The organism is Syntrophaceae bacterium, assembly GCA_013177825.1.
GTDB lineage: Bacteria > Desulfobacterota > Syntrophia > Syntrophales > PHBD01 > PHBD01.
In genome coordinates, this window is the sequence record JABLXX010000007.1 from 73,915 (window position 1) to 93,351 (window position 19,437).

Annotated in this window: 16 protein-coding genes; 12 read left to right on the plus strand and 4 right to left on the minus strand. The window is 62.0% G+C overall.

Going from position 1 to position 19,437, the window contains the following annotated elements; genetic code table 11:
* Positions 1–202: 202 nt before the first annotated feature.
* The 9 genes from HPY65_14715 to HPY65_14755 all read left to right on the plus strand — a co-directional run bounded on the left by HPY65_14715 (position 203) and on the right by HPY65_14755 (position 10,944).
* Positions 203–1,603: an aspartate ammonia-lyase gene (locus HPY65_14715; GenBank protein NPU85726.1), complete on the plus strand. Its 1,401-nt coding sequence runs from the start codon at positions 203–205 to the stop codon at positions 1,601–1,603.
* 2 nt (positions 1,604–1,605) lie between these two features.
* Positions 1,606–2,874 (plus strand): [FeFe] hydrogenase H-cluster maturation GTPase HydF, encoded by a 1,269-nt coding sequence (gene hydF / locus HPY65_14720; GenBank protein NPU85727.1) that lies wholly within the window; start codon positions 1,606–1,608, stop codon positions 2,872–2,874.
* 165 nt (positions 2,875–3,039) lie between these two features.
* The gene (locus HPY65_14725) at positions 3,040–4,848 is read left to right on the plus strand and encodes a PAS domain S-box protein (GenBank protein NPU85728.1); all 1,809 of its coding nucleotides are present in this window, start codon (positions 3,040–3,042) and stop codon (positions 4,846–4,848) included.
* A gap of 208 nt (positions 4,849–5,056) precedes the next feature.
* Positions 5,057–5,305, plus strand: a complete 249-nt coding sequence (locus HPY65_14730; protein ID NPU85729.1) for a CopG family transcriptional regulator — start codon at positions 5,057–5,059, stop codon at positions 5,303–5,305.
* A gap of 14 nt (positions 5,306–5,319) precedes the next feature.
* A complete protein-coding gene (gene hydG, locus HPY65_14735; protein ID NPU85730.1) occupies positions 5,320–6,717 on the plus strand; it encodes a [FeFe] hydrogenase H-cluster radical SAM maturase HydG in 1,398 nt (465 codons plus the stop codon).
* Positions 6,710–7,765, plus strand: coding sequence for a [FeFe] hydrogenase H-cluster radical SAM maturase HydE (gene hydE, locus HPY65_14740; protein NPU85731.1), 1,056 nt, complete (start codon positions 6,710–6,712; stop codon positions 7,763–7,765). The genes hydG and hydE overlap by 8 nt, the downstream gene beginning before the upstream one ends.
* A 130-nt stretch (positions 7,766–7,895) precedes the next feature.
* A complete protein-coding gene (locus HPY65_14745) occupies positions 7,896–8,288 on the plus strand; it encodes a hypothetical protein (GenBank protein ID NPU85732.1) in 393 nt (130 codons plus the stop codon).
* On the plus strand, positions 8,285–9,442 hold the full coding sequence (locus tag HPY65_14750; GenBank protein NPU85733.1) for a hypothetical protein: 1,158 nt from the start codon (positions 8,285–8,287) through the stop codon (positions 9,440–9,442). Before HPY65_14745 ends, HPY65_14750 begins: the two co-directional genes overlap by 4 nt.
* 47 nt (positions 9,443–9,489) lie before the next feature.
* Positions 9,490–10,944 (plus strand): M48 family metalloprotease, encoded by a 1,455-nt coding sequence (locus tag HPY65_14755; protein NPU85734.1) that lies wholly within the window; start codon positions 9,490–9,492, stop codon positions 10,942–10,944.
* Here HPY65_14755 and HPY65_14760 read toward each other — a convergent pair.
* From HPY65_14760 to HPY65_14775, 4 genes are all read right to left on the minus strand, one after another.
* Positions 10,878–12,572, minus strand: a complete 1,695-nt coding sequence (locus HPY65_14760) for an HD domain-containing protein (GenBank protein NPU85735.1) — start codon at positions 12,570–12,572, stop codon at positions 10,878–10,880. The genes HPY65_14755 and HPY65_14760 overlap by 67 nt on opposite strands.
* Positions 12,573–12,640: 68 nt before the next feature.
* Complete coding sequence (locus tag HPY65_14765) at positions 12,641–13,327, minus strand: anaerobic ribonucleoside-triphosphate reductase activating protein (GenBank protein NPU85736.1); 687 nt, start codon at positions 13,325–13,327, stop codon at positions 12,641–12,643.
* A 31-nt stretch (positions 13,328–13,358) separates the two neighbouring features.
* A complete protein-coding gene (locus tag HPY65_14770; protein NPU85737.1) occupies positions 13,359–15,449 on the minus strand; it encodes a ribonucleoside triphosphate reductase in 2,091 nt (696 codons plus the stop codon).
* A 232-nt stretch (positions 15,450–15,681) separates the two neighbouring features.
* On the minus strand, positions 15,682–16,863 hold the full coding sequence (locus HPY65_14775; GenBank protein NPU85738.1) for a pyridoxal phosphate-dependent aminotransferase: 1,182 nt from the start codon (positions 16,861–16,863) through the stop codon (positions 15,682–15,684).
* A gap of 278 nt (positions 16,864–17,141) precedes the next feature.
* On the opposite strand from HPY65_14775, the gene HPY65_14780 reads away from it, so the two are divergent.
* From HPY65_14780 to HPY65_14790, 3 genes are all read left to right on the plus strand, one after another.
* Positions 17,142–17,333 (plus strand): zinc ribbon domain-containing protein, encoded by a 192-nt coding sequence (locus tag HPY65_14780; protein NPU85739.1) that lies wholly within the window; start codon positions 17,142–17,144, stop codon positions 17,331–17,333.
* Between the two features lie 178 nt (positions 17,334–17,511).
* Positions 17,512–18,186, plus strand: coding sequence for an adenylate kinase (locus HPY65_14785; protein NPU85740.1), 675 nt, complete (start codon positions 17,512–17,514; stop codon positions 18,184–18,186).
* A gap of 181 nt (positions 18,187–18,367) precedes the next feature.
* Positions 18,368–19,282 (plus strand): hypothetical protein, encoded by a 915-nt coding sequence (locus HPY65_14790; protein NPU85741.1) that lies wholly within the window; start codon positions 18,368–18,370, stop codon positions 19,280–19,282.
* Positions 19,283–19,437: the final 155 nt, after the last annotated feature.

Sequence of the window (19,437 nt, forward strand, 5' to 3'; positions counted from 1 at the left end):
CTGCCCCATTCTTCCGCTCCTGCGCCGATTCCGTTCATCGTTCCGGGTCGATTCCCCCTCGACAGTGGCGGGAGGGTCATATATAAACCACAGGCGGCGCGCATTGTGCGGTGGCCGATCCGGACCGCCGCCTGTTATCATCCGGCCGCCGGCATTGAGAAGCGAAACAAACGCAAACTCCGGGCACGTTTCAGGAAAACTGATGAACTCGACGCGCTTCGAAAAAGACCTCCTCGGCGAACTGGAGATCCCGGCGGACGCATACTGGGGAATCCACACCCACCGGGCGGTCCGCAACTTTCCCCTCTCCGGGAGGACCGTCAACGTCGGGCTGATCCGGGCCTATGCCCTGGTCAAGAAGGCCTGTTGCCGGGCCAATGCCGAACTGGGTTACCTGGATGCGGAGAGGGCCCGGGCCGTCGAGCAGGCCTGCGATGAAGTCGCGGGGGGCGTGCTCGACGGCCAGTTCCCCGTGGACGCCCTCCAGGGCGGTGCAGGCACGTCCACGAACATGAACCTGAACGAAGTCCTGGCCAACCGGGCCATCGAGATCCTGGAGGGACGGAGAGGCGACTACGCCCTCGTCCACCCCCTGGAGCACGTCAATCTCCACCAGTCCACGAACGACACCTACCCCACGGCCGTGAAGATCGCCGGGATCTTTGGACTGCGGGGACTCAGCCGGGGAGCGGCAGACCTCCAGGGGGCTTTCCAGGAGAAGGAAAAGGCCTTCGGCGCCATCGTCAAGGTCGGACGGACGGAGCTGCAGGAGGCGGTGCCCATGACGCTGGGGGCGGAGTTCGCCGCTTTCGCCGAGGCGATCTCCCGGGACCGCTGGCGCACCTTCAAGGGGGAAGAGCGGCTCCGAGTGGTCAACCTCGGCGGAACGGCCGTGGGAACGGGGCTCGCGGCCCCGCGGGACTACATCTTCCTGGTCATCGAGAAGCTCCGGGAGGCGACGGGGATGGGCCTCTCCCGGGGAGAGAACCTGACGGGCGAGACGGCCTTCGCCGATCCCCTCGTGGAGGTATCGGGCATCCTCAAGGCCCACGCGGCCAACCTCGTCAAGATCGCCGGGGATCTGCGCCTCCTCAACCTTCTCGGAGAGATCCGCCTGCCGGACCTCCAGGCGGGTTCGTCCATCATGCCGGGCAAGGTGAATCCAGTCCTTGCGGAGGCGGCGATCCAGGCGGGACTCAAGGTCTTCGCCAACGACGCGATCGTCTCCGACGCCCTGAGCCGGGGCACCGGCCAGATCAGCGAATTCCTGCCCCTGGCGGCGGACGCCTTCCTCGAGTCGCTGGACCTCCTGGAGAAGGCCGACACGCTTCTGGCGGGGCACGTCCGGGGCGTTGAAGCGGACGAAGAGGCCTGCCGGAGAGCCTTCGACCGGAGTCCCATGCTGGTGACGGCCCTGGTGCCCCACCTGGGATACGAGCGGGCCACGGAACTGATCCGGGAATACCGAGAACTGGAAAGGCAGGGCCTTTCGGAGAGCCGGACGATGCGAACCTTCCTGGAAGAAAAACTGGGAAAAGAGATGATCGACCGGATCCTGTCACCCTGGTCGCTCACCGCCCTGGGATACCGGAAAGAGAAGTGAACATGGACACCACCCCCAAGGGAAACCGCCTCCACGTGGCCCTCTTCGGCCGCACGAACGTAGGCAAGTCGAGCCTCCTCAATTACCTGCTGGGCCAGGACGTGGCCATCACCTCCCCCGTGGCGGGGACGACAACGGACGTGGTGGAGAAGGCGGCGGAGCTTTTGCCCCTGGGCCCCGTCCTGTTCCTGGACACGGCGGGCCTGGACGACGCCACGGAACTGGCGGCCAAAAGGCTGGAGAAGACCCGGCGGATCCTCGACCGGGCCGATGCAATCCTCCTTGTGACGGAGGCGGAAGACTGGACGGAGTTCGAGGAGAACCTTCTGAATGAAGCGAAGGAACGAAAAATCCCCGTCATCCCGGTTGTGAACAAGACGGACCTTCGCGCACCGTCGGAGGCGTTCCTCACCTCGCTCCGGGAGAAGGCCGGGCGGGTCCTGGCCGTCTCCAGCACGGACGGGGCGGGCCGGGAAGCGGCCCTGGAGGCGGTGAAGCGGCACCTTCTGGAGACGGCGCCGGATCACTTCCTGGAGCCACCGCCCCTGGTGGGAGACCTCCTGCCCCCGGGCGGCCTGGCCGTGCTGGTGGTGCCCATCGATCTCCAGGCCCCCAAGGGACGCCTGATCCTGCCGCAGGTCCAGACCATCCGCGACGCCTTGGACAGTGACGCCGCGGCCCTGATGGTGAAGGAGCGGGAGCTGGCGGCCATGCTGGCCCGCCTGGTTCGCCCGCCCGACCTGGTGGTGACGGACTCCCAGGCGATCCTCAAGGTCTCCGGCGACACGCCGGCATCGGTCCCCCTGACGACCTTCTCCATCCTGATGGCGCGGCAGAAAGGCGACCTGGCCACGGCCGCCGCCGGGGTCGCCGCCATCGAGCGCCTCCGCCCGGGGGACCCGGTCCTCATCGCCGAGGCCTGCTCCCACCATCCCCTGCAGGACGACATCGGCCGGGTGAAGATCCCCCGCTGGCTGCGGCAGTACGTCGGCGGCGAGCTGGCGGTGGACGTCTCGGCGGGAAGGGATTATCCGGAGGATCTCTCCCGGTACCGGCTCGTCATCCACTGCGGCGCCTGCATGCTCAACCGCCGGGAGATGCTGAGCCGCCTCCACAAGGCCCGCGAGGCCGGCGTTCCCGTCACAAACTACGGCCTGGCCATCTCCTACACCCAGGGGGTCATCCGCCGGGTCCTGACGCCCTTCCCCTCGGCACTCCTGGCCTACGAGCGGGCCGCGGCGGCCGGAACAGGCCTGGGCCGGAAAAGCTGATCGGCTCTGCATTCTGCCCCTCCACAACACTCCCGCTGCCTTGACAGCAAAGGCTATCTTCCATATAAAATCAATCCTCTGCCCCGGCGGAAGAGATTTTCCCGGCACTTAAGGCCGATCGGGGCCCCGGCCCCAACGGGCGGCCGATCTCCAGGAGACCTCGACATGGACGACCAGGACACCAAAGGCGGGACCGGCGCACCTCCCTTCGAGCAGGAGTCCCTGTTCCGCTTCCTGACGGAACAGATGACCGACGTCATCTGGACGGTCGATCTCAACCTGCAGACCACCTACGTCAGCCCCTCGGTACTGAAGGTCCACGGATACACACCGGAAGAACGAATCCGTCAGAAAGCCGGGGATCAGGTGACCCCCGAGTCGTACGCCCGGGCCGTGGAACTTATGGCCGCCGAGATCGAGCGGGAACAGAGGGGCGACGCCGACCGCAACCGCACCATGGCGGTGGAGATGGAGTACATCAATAAGGACGGCTCCACCGTGTGGATGGAAAACCTGGTCAGCGGCATCCGGGATACCGAGGGAAAGCCCGTCGGACTGCACGGCGTATCAAGAGACATCACGGAACGGAAGCGCATGGAAAGGCTCCTTCAGGAACAGGAGCGGAAATACCGGCTCCTGACAGAAAATTCCACCGATGTCATCTGGACCATGGACCTGAACGGTCGTTTTACCTACATCAGCCCGTCGATCCGGGAGCTGGCCGGATTCACGCCGGAGGAGGCCATGGCGATCCCCTTCGGCAAATACGTCTTCCCGGAAGATTACGATGCCGTCATGGCACAAATTGCGGCGGAGCTGGCCAAGCCGCCCTCCGAGCGGGCCCGGGTCCGGACCCTGGAGCTCCGGCAGTACGCAAAGGACGGCAGCATCATCGACATCGAGGTCAGTTCATCCTGGCTCCTGGACGAGAATGGAGAGGTGATCGGACTCCAGGGAAACACCCGGGACATTCGGGAACGCAAGCACGTGGAAGCCTCTCTCCTGGAAAGCGAAACGCGCTTCCGGCTCCTGGTGGACAACGCCCCCGACGTCATTTTCGTATCGACGGAGCAGCGGTTCGCCTATCTGAACCGCGCCGCCGTAAAGCTCTTCGGCGCGGACACGGCGGGACAGCTCCTGGGGCGGCCCGTCATCGACCGGTTTCACCCGGACTACCATGAGAGCGTGAGGCGGCGGGTTCATCGGCTCTATGTCGAACAGGAACCGGTGCCGCGGATCGAGGAGGTCTGCCTCCGGATGGACGGATCCTCCGTAACGGTGGAAATCTCCGCCGTTCCCATTGTGTTTCAGGGAAAACGGGGTGCCCTCGTCTTCGCCCGGGACATCACCGATCGCAAGCAGGCGGAGGAACAGATCCGGTCCAGCCTCGACAGGTTGAAGGCCGCCATCGGAGGCATCATCCAGGTGACGGTCAACGTCGTGGAAATGAGGGATCCCTATACGGCGGGCCACCAGCGACGTGTCGCGGAACTGGCCGAAGCCATCGCCGTCGAGATGAACCGGAGCCCCGACGAAATCAAGGCCATCCGCCTGGCCGGCGCCATCCACGACATCGGAAAAATTGGAATCCCCTCTGAAATCCTGAGCAAGCCCGGAAAGCTGTCGGAGGTCGAGTTTCAGCTCGTCAAAACCCATTCGCGTGTCGGGTCCGACATCCTCAAGGAAATCGAATTCCCCTGGGACCTGGCAGGCATGATCCTTCAGCATCACGAACGGATGGACGGATCCGGCTATCCTCTTGGCCTCAAGGGCGATGCAATTCTCATGGAAGCGCGAATCCTGGCCGTGGCCGACGTAGTCGAGGCCATCGCCATCCACCGCCCCTACCGTCCATCCATGGGAATCGAGTCCGCCTTGGAGGAAATCGTTGCCAACCGCGGTGTTTTCTACGATTCCGAGGTCGTCGACGTCTGCCTCCGGCTTTTTCGTGAGAAAGGCTATCGACTGGAATAACCGTTTGCCGTCAGGCGCCGCGATACGCTTGCCGACATACCCGTTGACATTCCCGATGATCTGTGATGAATAGCGCGCGGCTGGTGAATCCGGCCGGTCCTGAGAGGAAGGACGCCGTCTGACCTCGAGGGGGAGCGCAACGAGCCATCGCGAGAGGTCTGCTCCCTTCAGGAGCGGACCTCTTTTTTTTGCAATGGAAGGAGCATGCATGAACCGTCGCATCGGAACCATCACCATCATCATCACGAACCGGGCCGACCAGGCCAACCGGATCAACGCCATCCTGAGCGAGCACGGCGAGGCCGTCATCGGCCGGATGGGGCTGCCCTACCCGCCCAAGGGCCTTCACATCATCTCGCTCATCGTTCACGCCACCACCGACGAGATCGGCTCCCTGACGGGAAAGCTGGGCGCCCTGGAGGGCGTGCAGGTGAAGTCGGCCCTGACCAAAGCATAGAAGGGAAAGACCAAATGACCGCAGATTTCATCGACGACGGAAAGATCGAGCGACTGCTTGACGAATCGAAGAACCCGTCCCGTCGGCGGGTTGAGGAACTGATTGAAAAAGCGAAGAAGCTGCAAGGCTTGACGCCGGAGGAGACGGCCGTTCTCCTGCAGACGGAGGACCCGGAGCTCCTGGCCGAAATCGGTCGGACGGCCCGGCAGATCAAGCGGGACATCTACGGGAACCGCCTGGTTCTTTTCGCCCCCCTCTACATCGCGAACTTCTGCAGCAACAACTGCCTCTACTGCGGATTCCGCAAGGACAACAAGGACCTCAAGCGCGTGGCCCTCTCCCTGGAGCAGATTGCAAGCGAAGTAAGCGTCCTGGAGCGGGAGGGGCACAAGCGGCTCCTGATGCTCTGCGGCGAGCACCCCGGCCGATCCAGCCTGGACTACTTCGTTGAGGCCATTGAAACGGCCTATTCCGTGAAGACGGAGAAGGGCGGAGAGATCCGGCGAATCAATGTGGAGATCGCCCCGCTGGAAGTCGAGGAGTTCCGGCGGCTCAAGGCGGCGAAGATCGGGACCTACGTCCTGTTCCAGGAAACCTATCACCACGGGACGTACCGCCGGATGCACCCCAGCGGCCCCAAGAAAGACTACGTCCGGCGGCTGACGGCCATGCACCGGGCCCAGGAGGGCGGCATCGACGACGTGGGCATCGGAGCCCTCTTCGGCCTCTACGATTACAAGTTCGAGGTCCTCGGGCTCCTCTTCCACGCCCTGCAGCTCGAGCGGGACTGCGGCGTGGGCCCCCACACCATCTCGATTCCACGGCTGGAGCCGGCCCTCAACGCGCCGGCGGCTATCAAGCCGCCCCACCCGGTCTCCGACGAGGAATTCAAGAAACTCGTGGCGGTGATCCGCATGGCCGTCCCCTACACGGGAATGATCCTCTCCACCCGCGAGACAGCAGCCCTCCGGAGCGAGGTTTTCGACCTGGGGATTTCCCAGATCAGCGCGGGATCCCGGACGAATCCGGGAGGCTACCGGGAGGATTCCAGCGAGGGGTTCCGGGCGGCCCAATTCAACCTGGGGGACACGCGGACCCTCGACGAGGTGATCCTCGACATCAGCACCCACGGGCACATTCCCAGCTTCTGCACCGCCTGCTACCGGCTGGGCCGGACGGGGGCGGATTTCATGGACCTGGCAAAACCGGGGCTGATCCAGAAGTTCTGCCGAACCAATGCCATCCTCACCTACAAGGAATACCTGCAGGACTACGCATCTCCGGAGACCAAGGCCGTGGGCGACGCCCTGATCGACCGTCTCCTGGCGGAGACGAAAAGCAGCCGCCAGCGTGAAAATCTGGAGAAACGCCTGCGGAAGATCGAGGAAGGGCAGCGGGATCTCTATGTCTGAATCGCCGGACCGGATCGCCGGGCTGATCGGGACGGCCCGCCGGGGGGAGTCTCTCTCCCGGGAAGACCTGACCCTCCTTCTGAACCTGGCGGACGAGGAGTCCCTGGAGGCGCTCGGCACGGCGGCCGACGCCGTCCGCCGGGAAGCCGTCGGGGATGCCGTCTATCTTCGCGGCATCGTAGAGTTCTCCAATTTCTGCCGGCAGAATTGCCTCTACTGCGGCCTCCGCCGGGACAACCGGGACATCATTCGCTATCGGATGGACGAGGACGCCGTCCTCGCCGCCGTCCGCCGGATCCGGGACAGGGACATCGGCACGGTTGTCCTTCAGTCCGGCGAGGATCCCGCATACACCCGTGGCGACCTGTGCCGCATCGTCGGCCGGATCAGGAACGAGACGGGCCTGATCGTGACGCTCTCGGTGGGAGAGCGGCCCCTGGAAGACTACCGGGCCTTCCGCGAGGCCGGAGCGGACCGGTATCTCCTCAAGCACGAGACGGCCTCTCCGGACCTCTACCGGCGGCTCCGGCCCGGATGCATGCTGGAGGACCGCCTCCGCTGCCTGAAGGACCTCCGGGACCTGGGCTACGAGGTCGGAACGGGGAACATGGTGGGCCTCCCGGGACAGACGCCGGAAATCCTGGCGGACGACCTGCTCCTGATCCGCTCCCTCGATGCGGACATGCTGGGGATCGGCCCCTTCATCCCCCACCCGGGAACGCCCCTCGCCGGCGCGCCGGGAGGCGACCTGAAAAGGACGCTCCGGGTCCTGGCCCTGGCCCGCCTCCTGACCCGGGACACGAATATCCCCGCCACGACGGCCCTGGGGACTCTGCATCCGGAAGGCCGGATCCGGGCCCTCCGGGCGGGAGCCAACATCGTCATGCCCGATTTCACCCCCGAAACCCTCCGTGCCCGGTATGACATCTATCCCGGCAAGTCCACCGTGCCGGACGGGGACATCCTCATGGCGCGCCTGCGGGAAGACCTGGTCCTGCTGGAGCGTCACACGGGCAAGGGGCCGGGCGGACGCGTCGTCCCGCGTTGAATCCCTCCGTAAATGACAAATCCGTTGACGGTCCCCCCCGAAAAGGTATAACCTTCGCGCATATAAAAAAACTCACCGCCACATCCGCCGGCCACCATCCGCCGGCGGTTTTCCCAAGCAGGAGGAAACCATGCGCCCGTTGATCGTCTTCTTTACGTTGTTGGGAATCCTGGCCTGCCCGCTTGCCGCAAGCGCCGGAGGGGTGTCCCCCGCCGCCATGGATCGGTACCGTCAGGCCAAAGCATCACTGGAGGAAATGCGTCAGGCCAAGGCAGGCATCTATGCCAGGGACGTTCTGGAAGCCACCCAGCAGACCCTGGCAAAAGCCGGGGAGGCCGCCGATGGCGGAAACGAAGGAGCCGTGAAGACGGCACTGGACAAAGCTGTTCTCCAGATGGATCTGGCCAGGGCCCGGACCGAGGAGCGGGAAGCGGCGGAGAAAACCGCCGTGACCCGGGCCAGACTGGACAAACTGCAGAAACGGCTCGATGACATCCTGGCCGGGAAAGGAGAAAAGCCATGAAACGGTTTCTCTTCTCCCTGCTGTTCTCCATCCTGTGCGCCGCCCTGGCCCTTCCCGCACTGGCCGACGAAAGAGAGCAGGGCCAGTTCGCCATCCAGAAGGCACGGACGATCATTGAAAAGACAACCGCCAGAAGCGATGAGCTGAAAGTCCCGGCTGGGGAGCTTCAAAAAGCCCGGGCATTCCTGGGAAACGCCCAGGCCGCCCTGGACGGAAATCTCTCCTGGCGGGGCAAGCTGAAGCCGGAGGTCCTCCCGGACATTCTTTACTGGGCGGAAATGGCGGAAATCGCCGCCTCCACCGGCATGGCCCGGCTGGACAAGATCTCCCATGAACGGGAAAACCTGAGGCTGGAAAAGGCAATCCCGGAAACCGAGGCCAAGATCAAGGTCTTCGAAGACAAGAACGAGGAAATTCGGAGGCTTCGAGAACAAGTGGGAAAGCCCCAGGGGGAGATGAAAAGTCTGTCGGGAGAGTTGTCCGCATTGAAGAAGGCCAAGACAGGCCTGGAGAAGGATGTCGCCCAGCTTAAAACCGAGCGGGCGAACCTGAACGGACAGGTGGAAGCGCTCAATGCCGTGGCGGCAGGCCTCCGCAAAGACCTGGCCGAAAAGATCCGTTCGACGGAAGAGCTGTCCGCGGAAAATCGCCGCTTGAAGGATGATTTCAAGGCCCTGGAAAACCGGAAGGGGGCCGATATTGTCCAGATGGAGGGGCAGGTCCGCTCCCTGACGAGGACGGCCGAGTTCCAGAAGTCCCTGGACAGGCTGGGGTACCTGCTTCGCCCGTCCGAAAAGGGGCCGGTCGTCGTAATCCCCCGGAACGATCTGATCCGGGCCACGAGCAGGGGATCCTCCCTTGCCCCGCAGGCGGAGCGGCAGATTCAGCGCCTTGCAGAAATCGTAAAGACCCATCCGGGAACGCGGCTGTCCATGACGGTCCACGGCTCCGGGAAACCGACCCGGACGGAAAACCGGAAGGGTACGGACGCCATGGCCCAGCTGCTGCGGAAGGCCTTTTTGAACGCCGGGATCTCCGACTCCGCCGTCGAGGCCTCCGGCGCGGGGACAGAGGCCCCCCTGTTCCCGAAAGGAAGCGGAGATGAGAACCGGAGGGTGGAGATTCAGGTGATCACGCTGCCCCCGGCCAAGTGAAAGGATTCATTTCGCCGCGTAAGGAAAGAGCGATGAGGAGATCTTTCATGAAACACCGTTCCGGTCTGACCGTTCCGATGATCTGTCTGATCGTCTGCTTTGCGATTACGACCGCCGGCACCGCCCGGGCCGCCTTCACCCTGGAGGACGAGCGGAAAGTGGGACGTGAATTCTACGAAAAGATGGAAAAGAGCAACGCCCTGTACAAGGAAAAGCGCGTCCAGTCCTACATAACAGAGTTGGGCAACAGCATCCTTTCGCACAGCAACAAGGCTCCCTTTGACTTCCATTTCTCCGTCTACAAGGACTCTGCCATCAACGCTTTTGCAACGCCCGGGGGATATGTCTACGTTTCCCGGGGTCTCATCGCCATCGCAGAGGACGAGGCCCAACTGGCCAGTGTCATGGCCCATGAAATCGCCCATGTGAACGCCCGTCACATCGCCAGGATCATCGAGAAATCAACGAAGGTGAACGTGGCCGCCTTGGCGGCCATTCTTGCCGGGGCGTTCCTGGGCGGAGGCAGCGACCTGGCCGCCGGGGCCATGGCCTTCTCCCTGGCCGCCGCCACAACCCTCAACCTGAAATACAGCCGGGAGCACGAGGAAGAAGCGGACCGCCTTGGACTTTCATACCTTATTTCAACAGGATACGATGGCCAGGGTTCGGTCGAAATGCTGCGCCTGATGCGGCGATACGAATACTACTCGAGCACCATCCCCTCGTATTTCAAAACCCACCCGGGAACGGACGACCGGATCCACTACCTCGACGGCATGCTTCAGACGGTTTACCGGAAGCAGCAGGGTAAGGACAACCTCTCGAAGCGGTTCGACAGAATCAGGATCGAGATGGCCCTGTCCAGGCCGGACGCGCAGGCGAATTACGCCTATTTCCGGGACCGGGTTAAGAAGAATCCGGCTTCCCTGGACGACCGGCTTGGCCTGGCGGTCTCCCTGGAAAGAACCGGCCGCGTTGCCGAGGCCCTGGAGATCTTTCACAAGATCCTGCAGGAAGCCCCGAACGACGCGGATATCCTGAGAGAAACCGGTATCGTCTATGTAAAGACCGGACGGACACAGGCGGCCATCGAACCGCTGCGGAAGGCCCTGCAGCTTGACCGGGACGACAGGGAAACCCTGCTCTACCTGGGAAGGGCCTACGGGACGATGGAAAATTATGAAGCCGCCGTAGACCTGTACCGGCGGCTGGAAAACGATCCTCCCCAGGAAGCGGACATCCTCTACAATATGGCCATGGCCTATGGCAGAACGGGCCGTACCGGGGACTACCACTATTTTTACGGCCTGTTCCTGAAGAAAAACGGCCGAAAGGACAACGCCCTCTACCACCTTGAAGAGGCCCGAAAGCTTCTTGGGCGGGACCCGGAAAAGTCCCGGCGCGTCCAGAAGGCAATCGATTCCCTCAAGAAGGGTCAGGACAACCCTGACTCGCCGCCATCCAATTCCGCCAAGAGGTGGGGAGCCTCCCGGCGGATGTAAGCCGAGTAAAGCTTCTCCCGCACGAACAGATCGAAAATATCCCCGTCGATGTGCCGGTCCTTCACCATGAACCCCACGATCTTGAGGGCTTCCGCCAGGGTCTTGCCCTTTGTGTAGGGCCTGTCCCGGGCCGTCAGGGCCTCGAAGACGTCCGCCAGGGCCAGGATGCGGGCCTGGATGGGTATCTCGGCCTCTTTGAGACCCAGCGGGTAGCCGGTGCCGTCGAGGCGCTCATGGTGGGACGATGCATATTCCGGCACGTGTTTGAGCTTCTTCGGGAACGGCAGTTGGGAGAGCATTTTGAAGGTCACAACCGTGTGGTTGTTGATGATTTCCCGCTCCGCATCGTTCAGGGTGCCCCGGCGGATGCTGAGGTTGGCACACTCGTCCTCCGTCAGGACCGGCAGTTCCTCGCCGTTGAGGCAATACTTCGTTTCCGTCAGTTCCTTCAGCCGCTTCACCTTGTCGTCCGGCAGGAATTCTCCGCCCAGATTGGTCGTCTCCAGAAATTTCAGGTCTTCGTCAAGATTCCGGGTAAAGTCATCTTCGTAATCCTCATCCGGCAGTTTCCCTCCGGCGCCGTCACCACGCGACTTCCGCCGAAGAACATCAATGATGTGGTTCTTCTTGATGATCTCGACGCGGGCCTTCAGGAGATCGATCCGGTCGCAGATCGTCTGCAGTTTCGTGGCCTTGTCCACGACATGCTCCGGCGTCGTGATCTTGCCCACGTCGTGTAGCCACGCCGCGAGCCGAAGTTCCCGCATCTCGTCGCTGTTCAGGTGGTAATTGTCATATGGCGGTTGCGTTGTTGCGTTGATCCGCTCGGCGATGTCCATGGTCAGCTCGGCGACGCGCCGGATGTGGCCGCCCGTATAGGGCGATTTTTCGTCGATGGCGCTGCCGATGGTCCGGATGAAGGATTCGAGGAGTTCTTCCAGGTCGCCGATGAGGCGGTTGTTGGTGAGCGCCACGGCGGCCTGAGAGGCCAGGGATTCCGTCATTTCCTGGCTCTCCTTGCTGAACGGAATCGTTTCGCCCGTCTCGGGGTCGCGGGGGTTGAGGAGCTGCAGAACGCCGATGATGTCGTTCTCATGGTTGCGCATGGGAAGGACAAGCATGGACTTGGACCGGTACCCCGTCCGCTCGTCGAATTTTTTCGTCCCCTCGAAGTTGAACCCCTCGGCATGGTAGACGTCGGGGATGTTCACCGCCTTGCCCGTCAGAGCCACGAAGGCGGAGACGTTCGAGAAATTCTCCGATCCGTCAGGGCAGTGAAGCGGAACGGCAGGCCAGGTGATCCGGTCCCCGGTTCCACCCATGCGGACATCCAGCGTTCCGTTCTGGACGATGGCAAACTGGAGCTCCTTCTCGTCGTCGGACATGATGTAGAGCGTCCCGCCGTCGGCGGTGGTGAACTCCCGGGCCTCGTCGATGATCATCTCCAGGAGCTTCCCCAGGTTCCGCTCCGCCGAGAGGGCCGAGCCGATCTGGGTAAGACGGCGTATCAGGCCAAGCTGGGCCTCGGTGAAGTCCTGGACTTCCGCAACGAGATGGTTCAGCAGGTGGTTCAACTGGGGATAGGCAGTGAACCGGATTTCGGGCTTCCGTTCGCTTGTCTCGTTCATGGGAAAAACCTCAACGGGGATTGTCGGCGCTATCGGCCGGACCTGGCCCGGCGGGACAGAACCGGAGCTCAACGGATCCGGACCCGGGATACATGCTGTTTCAGGATCTCCGCACATTTCTCCAGGTCCGGCGGTTCGGCTCCGGGGGGAGGAACAGCGGGATCGAGCTGTTTCGTTCGCGCGTATCTCTGTAGCACAAAACGGGGGGCGTTCTCCACGAGTTTCCCGATCTCCCGGAAATCCCGCTCAGCGAGGAGAGAGGGAACGACGGTGGTGCGGAATTCGCAGGGAAGACCGGAGGCCACGATGAGGGCGATGCTTTCCCGGATCCCCCGGCTGCTGTCACCGACGCCCGTCAGGGCGTCATATTTTTTCAGGGGGCCCTTGACGTCCATGGCCAGGAAATCGATCAGCCGCCGTTCGACCAGCTCCTTCAGGACCTCCGGCCGGGAGCCGTTGGTGTCGATCTTCACCAGGAAGTCCATTTCTTTCAGGCACCCGGCAAACGCCGCAAGGTCCGGCTGGAGGGTCGGCTCGCCGCCGGTGATGGACACTCCGTCGAGCTTACCCCGCCGCTTTGCCAGGAAACCGAGGATCTCCGCCTCGTCCAGGAGCGGTTCAAACCGTCCGGGATCGACCAGCTCCGGGTTGTGGCAGAAGGGACAGCGGAAGTTGCACCCCTGGGTGAATACGACGGCGCTGATCCGCCCGGGATAATCGATCAGGGAAACCTTCTGAAAACCACCGATTTTCATATAGAGAGCGATACTCCCAATGCCCGCATGCTCAGAACCCGTATTCCCTTCTCAGCTGGAACTCCGCCTGTTTTCCCTTGTTCCACTGCTGGACCGGCCGCAGGTATCCCACCACCCGGGAGTAAATCTCGCAGGGCGACTGGCATTCCGGGCATTCCTCCATCTCCCCCTTCAGATATCCGTGGGACGGGCAGATGCTGAAGGTGGGTGTAAAGGTCATGTACGGAAGGTGATAGCGGGTGCAGACCTTCCGGACGAGGCTCTTGACCGCTTCGGGGTCATCGACACGCTCCCCGGCAAACGTATGGAAGACGGTGCCCCCGGTGTACTTCGACTGAATCTCGTCCTGCAGGTCCAGGGCCTCGAAGATGTCGTCGGTGTAATTCACCGGCAACTGGGTCGAATTCGTATAGAAGGGCTCCGCCTTCTCCTCCCGGATGCGGTCCTCGTTGGCACAGAGGATCTCGGGATATTTTTCCTTGTCGATCTTGGCCAGCCGGTAGCTGGTCCCCTCGGCGGGGGTGGATTCCAGGTTGTAGTTGTTTCCCGTCTGGCGCTGGAAGTGGACCAGCCGGTCCCGCATGAAGTCGAGGACCTTCTTCGTGAACCGCTGGCCCTCGGGACTGGCCAGGTTTACGCCCAGCAGGTTCTGGCAGGCCTCGTTCATCCCCACCAGGCCGATGGTGGAAAAGTGGTTCTTCCAGTATTCGCCGAAGCGCTCCTTGATCTTGCGCAGATAGTGCCTCGTGTAGGGGTAAAGGTTCCCGTCGGTAAAGTTCTCCAGGACCTTGCGCTTCGTCTCCAGGCTCTCCCGGGCTACGCTCATCAGCCGCTCCAGGCGCTGGAGGTACTCGTCCTCCGAATTGGACAGGAAACCGATCCGGGGCATGTTGATGGTAATGACGCCGATGGAGCCCGTCAGGGGGTTGGAGCCGAACAGACCGCCGCCCCGCTTTTCCAGCTCGCGGTTGTCGATGCGGAGCCGGCAGCACATGCTTCGGGCATCCTCCGGATTCATGTCGGAGTTGATGAAGTTGGAGAAGTAGGGAACGCCGTACTTGGCCGTCATCTCCCAGAGACTGGCGAGGTTCGGGTCTTCCCAGTTGAAATTCTTGGTGACGTTGTAGGTCGGGATGGGAAACGTGAAGACCCTTCCCTTCGCGTCCCCTTCCGCCATCACCTCCAGGAACGCGCGGTTGAAGAGATTCATTTCCTTCTGAAAGTCTCCGTAGACGTCTTCCTGGGGCTGGCCGCCGATGATGACGGACTGATCCGCGTAGTACCGGGGCACCGTCACGTCGAGGGTGACGTTCGTGAAGGGCGTCTGGAAGCCGACCCGGGTCGGAACGTTGATGTTGAAGATGAATTCCTGGAGGGCCTGCTTGATCTCGATGTATTCGAGGTCGTCGTACCGGATGAAGGGCGCCAGCAGGGTGTCGAAGTTGGAAAAGGCCTGGGCACCCGCCGCCTCGCCCTGGAGGGTGTAGAAGAAATTGACGATCTGTCCCAGGGCACTCCTGAGATGCTTGGCGGGCCGGCTCTCGACCTTCCCGGAGACGCCGCGGAAGCCTTCCAGGAGCAGGTCGTAGAGATCCCAGCCGACGCAGTAGACCGACAGGAGGGAGAGGTCGTGGATGTGGAAATCTCCGTCCGAATGGGCCTTGCGGATCTCCGGGGAATAGATCTCGTTCAGCCAGTAGACCTTGCTCACTTCCGAAGAGATGTAGTTGTTGAGCCCCTGGAGGGAATAGTCCATATTGCTGTTTTCGTTTATCTTCCAGTCCTTCTTCTTGAGGTATTGGTCGACCAGGTCCACCTCCATCTTCTGGGTGATTTCCCGCAACCGGGCGTGCTGGTCCCGGTAGATGATGTAGGCCTTGGCTGTCTTGCGGTAGGGGGAATCGAGGAGTACTTCCTCTACGATGTCCTGGGCGTCCTCCACGGTCATGATGTTGCCGTTGTAGAGTTTTTCCGCCAGGTTGAGGACCCGGATGGTGAGCTTTCGGGCTGCCTTCTCGTCGAATTCCCCCGTCGCCTCCCCGGCCCTGGCGATGGCGTTCGTAATCTTCTCGGCGTTGAACTTGACGAGCCGCCCGTCCCGTTTCCTGATCTTTCCACGCATGGAAATTCCCTCCGCTTTCTTGTATGAACCGATTATTATAACGACGATGAATTACCCAACATATTGGGGTGGAGGTTCCCTTTTACCACTACATATTGGTGCAATCAAGAGGAAAATGGGGTAAGGGGAGGAACGGCACCCCTCAGGAACAACGGAGGAGGTTTCTTTTTTAAAAGGAAGTCAGGGGGTTGTTGTATCCGGGAGCGGCGGAAGAAACCGCTCCCGGATTTTTTCAGCGATACTCGCGCCGGACCTCGGCGAACCCTTCAAGGGCTCCCAGGATGGTCCGGTCGTCGACGCAGTAGGCGATGCGGAAATGCCCCGGACCGCCGAAACCGCTTCCGGGCACGGTCAGGATCCGCTTCGCCTGCAGGGCCCGCACGAAGGCCACGTCGTCCTCGATGGGGCTGCGGGGGAAAAGATAGAAGGCCCCCTCCGGTTTCGTCACCTCATAGCCGGCCTTGACGAGCCCCTCGTACAGGAGGTCCCGTTTCTTCCTGTAGATGTCCGCGTCCACCTGAATGCCCTGGAGGCGGCTGATCACCCGCTGCATCAGGGCCGGCGCGTTGACGAAACCGAGGATGCGGTTGCACAGGACCAGGGCTCCCAGGAGATCCTCCATCGGCTCGGCGGAAGGGTTGACGGCGATGTAGCCGATCCGTTCCCCCGGCAGGGACAGGTTCTTCGAGTAGGAGGAAGCCACGAGACTGTTTCCGTAGGCCGCCAGAATGCTGGGAACTTTCACGCCATCGTATACCAGTTCCCGGTAGGGCTCGTCGGATACCAGGTAGATCGTCTTTCCAAGAAGCCGGCTTTTCTCCGCCAGCATTCCTGCAAGCGCGTCGATGGAGGCCTTGTCATAAACGCGCCCTGTCGGGTTGTTGGGTGAATTGATGAGGACGACCTTCGTCTTGTCGGTGATGGCCTCGGACAGGGCATCCAGGTCGAGGGAAAAGTCCGGCCGCGTCGGGACGAGCTTCAGGACGCCGCCGGCGTTGTCCGCGTAGAAACGATATTCCACGAAGAAGGGGGTCGGGACGACGACCTCGTCCCCCGGATCCAGGAGCGACTTCAGGATGACATTGAGTGCTCCGCCGGCCCCGGCGGTCATGACGAGGTGATCCGCCGTCAGCGCGACGCCGTGAATCCCGGAGAGATGGTCTGCAACAGCCCGGCGGGTATCCGGGTAGCCCGCGTTGGGCATGTAGCCATGCATTCCCTCTGTTTCCTGGGCGGCCAGCCGCCTCAGTTCTTCCTTGAAGACCGCCGGGGGGTCCACGTTCGGGTTCCCGAGGCTGAAGTCGAAGACGTTTTCGGCGCCATGGATCTGCCTGAGGCGGACACCCTCCTCGAACATTTTGCGGATCCAGGAAGACTGGGAAATGAAGGATTGGATCTTCCGGGAGATGGCCATGAAATACCTCCTGGCTGGAGTTTGCCCGATATGCCTGTATGATGTGGTCCGGGCTGCGCCGGAAGCTTTGTACCACAGGGGTTGGACGGCGTCAACGCGGGGGTGCACCCTCATCTGGCAGCCACCTCCCAGGCAACGTGAGGTCATGCCCCGCCGGAACCTGGAATTCTTGACATTTCGCCGGCCCTGCCCTACATTGCCACCATCTCCCGGCTTCCGGACCCGTTGTAACCGATACCGGCAGACAGGGGAAATCCGAAGGAACACCAGAAACCACCATGCCCATCTACGAATACGAATGCAAAAAATGCAAGGATCGCTTTGAACTCCTGGTCCGTTCGAGCGACAGGGAAGCGGATCTTGCCTGCCCGTCCTGCCGGTCGAAGCGGATCCATAAGCTCATGTCCGCTTCCGCCGGAGGAAAATCGGGGTGCTCTTCCTGTGCCGCAACCTCCTGCAGCCCCGGCTGAGGGCACTGAGCCGATGCGGCGGTCCGCCGCATTTTCCCGTTGCCAACTCGACCCGGATTGGTTATAAGGCTCGCGCACTGCAGAGTCCCTCCGGAGAAGCCAAAGCGAAAAAGAACCGACGCCGCGAGTCGGAGCCGGCGGCGTTCCGGAGTCTCATAAAGACGAAAGGAGTTCCCGCATGAACATTCTTATTTTCGGACCCAACGGCAGCGGCAAGGGCACCCAGGGCGCCATCGTCCAGAAGAAGTTCGGCGTGCCCCACATCGAGACGGGCGTTATCTTCCGCCAGAACATCAAGGGGGGAACGGAACTGGGCATGAAGGCGAAGGCCTTCATCGACAAGGGCGAACTGGTCCCCGACGAGATCACCGTTCCCATGATCCTGAGCCGGCTGCAGGAAGACGACTGCAAGAAGGGCTGGCTGCTGGACGGCTTCCCGAGGAACCTGGCCCAGGCGGAGGCCCTCTGGAAGGCCCTGCAGGCGGCGGGCATGAAGCTCGACTTCGTCATCGAGATCCTCTTGGACAGGAAGATCGCCAAACAGCGCATCATGGGCCGGAGGCTCTGCGCCAATGACAACAACCATCCCAACAACATCTTCATCGACGCGATCAAGCCGGCGGAAAAAGACGGCAAGCCGGTGTGCCGGGTCTGCGGCTGCGAGACCCTGACGGCCCGGGCCGACGACCAGGACGAGGACGCCATCGACAAGCGTCACGGCATCTACTACGACACGAAGACCGGCTCCCTGGCGGCGGTTAACTATTTCAAGGAGCGCACGAAGGTCATCGGAGTGGACGGGACGGCCGGCGTCAAGGAAGTATCCGAAGACCTGCTCAAAAAGCTGGCGTAATCCGCATTCCGATAGAACAGGCGGCCCGGGGCATGGAGCACGGCCACCCGGGCCTCATGCGAAGAAACACAGGCCCTCCCGAAAACCGGGAGGGCTTTTCTTTTCTTGCCCGCATCATGGTTTTGTGATGAAAGAAGCGGTATTCCATTCCTAAAAAATACCGAAGGTCCCGGGAGGTTCCATGAAACGCTTGATCGCCGCCGGTTTCATTGCCCTGTTGCCCCTGCTGCTGCAGGGATGCGTCCAGGATGACATCCGCGTTTCCGTGCGTCCCGACGGAACCGGAACCATCGAGGAGAAGCTTCTCATCTCCAATACCGTCAGGGAATTCATGGAGAGCATGACGAATGCGGCAGAGAAGGAAAGCCGGGAGGAGAAGCCGGACGGCGGCCCGAACAAGGACAGCCTGAAAGAGACAAAGCCCGAGAAGCCGGACGAAATCGCGAAGATGATGGAGGACGCGAAGAAGAAGTCGACCCAGTTCGGGACGGGCGTCCGCTTCGTGTCGGCCGTACCGGAGAAGACCGGGGACGCGGCGGGTTACCGCGCCGTTTATGCCTTCGACGACATCCGCCAGATACGGATCGGCAAGGAAAAAAGCGGCAAACAATCCGCCCCGGAGGGCAAAGCGGAAGAAAAAGAGAATGCGGACGACGCCATTCGTTTCGAGTTCACCAGGGCGGCTGCCGGCGCTCCGGCCATGCTGACCGTCCACCTGCCGGAGAAGTCCAGGGACCAGAGCAAAGAGAAGGGAGCCAAGGACTCCGGGGAAAAAGAAAACGCCGCACCGGAGCAGCCCATGGATCCCAAAACCCTGGAGATGATGCAGACCCTCTTCAAGGGCATGAGGATGAGCGTCTCCGTCCGGATCGAAGGCTCCATCTCCAAGACCAACGCCACCTGGCGGCAGGGAGCGGATATCACCCTCATGGACCTCGATTTCGAGAAGATCCTCGGAAACAGGGACCTGATGCAGAAGATGACCACCGGGAAACCCGAATCCTTCGCGGACATGAAGGCTCTGTTCCACAAGGTGGACGGGCTGAAATTCGAACTGCAGAATCCCATGACGGTGAGCTTTCAGCAGGCACCCTGATCCCGCCGCAAGGCTACAGCGGGCGGACGGGTTCCATTCCGCAGCGAAGCGGAACCGCCGCCGACAGTGTCGCGTTCGCAACTGCGGCTGCCGGTATCGCCGCGTCTGCCCGTCTTCTTGTCATGGTGTTCCCTGCCCCGAGAGCCGTTTCCCTT

Coding starts and splice junctions, on each gene's coding strand:
- HPY65_14765 (NPU85736.1), bottom strand. CDS start 13,327: ATGAAAATCGGTGGTTTTCAGAAGGTTTCCCTGATCGATTATCCCGGG.
- HPY65_14770 (NPU85737.1), bottom strand. CDS start 15,449: ATGCGTGGAAAGATCAGGAAACGGGACGGGCGGCTCGTCAAGTTCAAC.
- HPY65_14775 (NPU85738.1), bottom strand. CDS start 16,863: ATGGCCATCTCCCGGAAGATCCAATCCTTCATTTCCCAGTCTTCCTGG.
- hydE (NPU85731.1), top strand. CDS start 6,710: ATGTCTGAATCGCCGGACCGGATCGCCGGGCTGATCGGGACGGCCCGC.
- HPY65_14730 (NPU85729.1), top strand. CDS start 5,057: ATGAACCGTCGCATCGGAACCATCACCATCATCATCACGAACCGGGCC.
- HPY65_14725 (NPU85728.1), top strand. CDS start 3,040: ATGGACGACCAGGACACCAAAGGCGGGACCGGCGCACCTCCCTTCGAG.
- hydG (NPU85730.1), top strand. CDS start 5,320: ATGACCGCAGATTTCATCGACGACGGAAAGATCGAGCGACTGCTTGAC.
- HPY65_14780 (NPU85739.1), top strand. CDS start 17,142: ATGCCCATCTACGAATACGAATGCAAAAAATGCAAGGATCGCTTTGAA.
- HPY65_14715 (NPU85726.1), top strand. CDS start 203: ATGAACTCGACGCGCTTCGAAAAAGACCTCCTCGGCGAACTGGAGATC.
- HPY65_14750 (NPU85733.1), top strand. CDS start 8,285: ATGAAACGGTTTCTCTTCTCCCTGCTGTTCTCCATCCTGTGCGCCGCC.
- HPY65_14760 (NPU85735.1), bottom strand. CDS start 12,572: ATGAACGAGACAAGCGAACGGAAGCCCGAAATCCGGTTCACTGCCTAT.
- HPY65_14745 (NPU85732.1), top strand. CDS start 7,896: ATGCGCCCGTTGATCGTCTTCTTTACGTTGTTGGGAATCCTGGCCTGC.
- HPY65_14790 (NPU85741.1), top strand. CDS start 18,368: ATGAAACGCTTGATCGCCGCCGGTTTCATTGCCCTGTTGCCCCTGCTG.
- hydF (NPU85727.1), top strand. CDS start 1,606: ATGGACACCACCCCCAAGGGAAACCGCCTCCACGTGGCCCTCTTCGGC.
- HPY65_14785 (NPU85740.1), top strand. CDS start 17,512: ATGAACATTCTTATTTTCGGACCCAACGGCAGCGGCAAGGGCACCCAG.
- HPY65_14755 (NPU85734.1), top strand. CDS start 9,490: ATGAAACACCGTTCCGGTCTGACCGTTCCGATGATCTGTCTGATCGTC.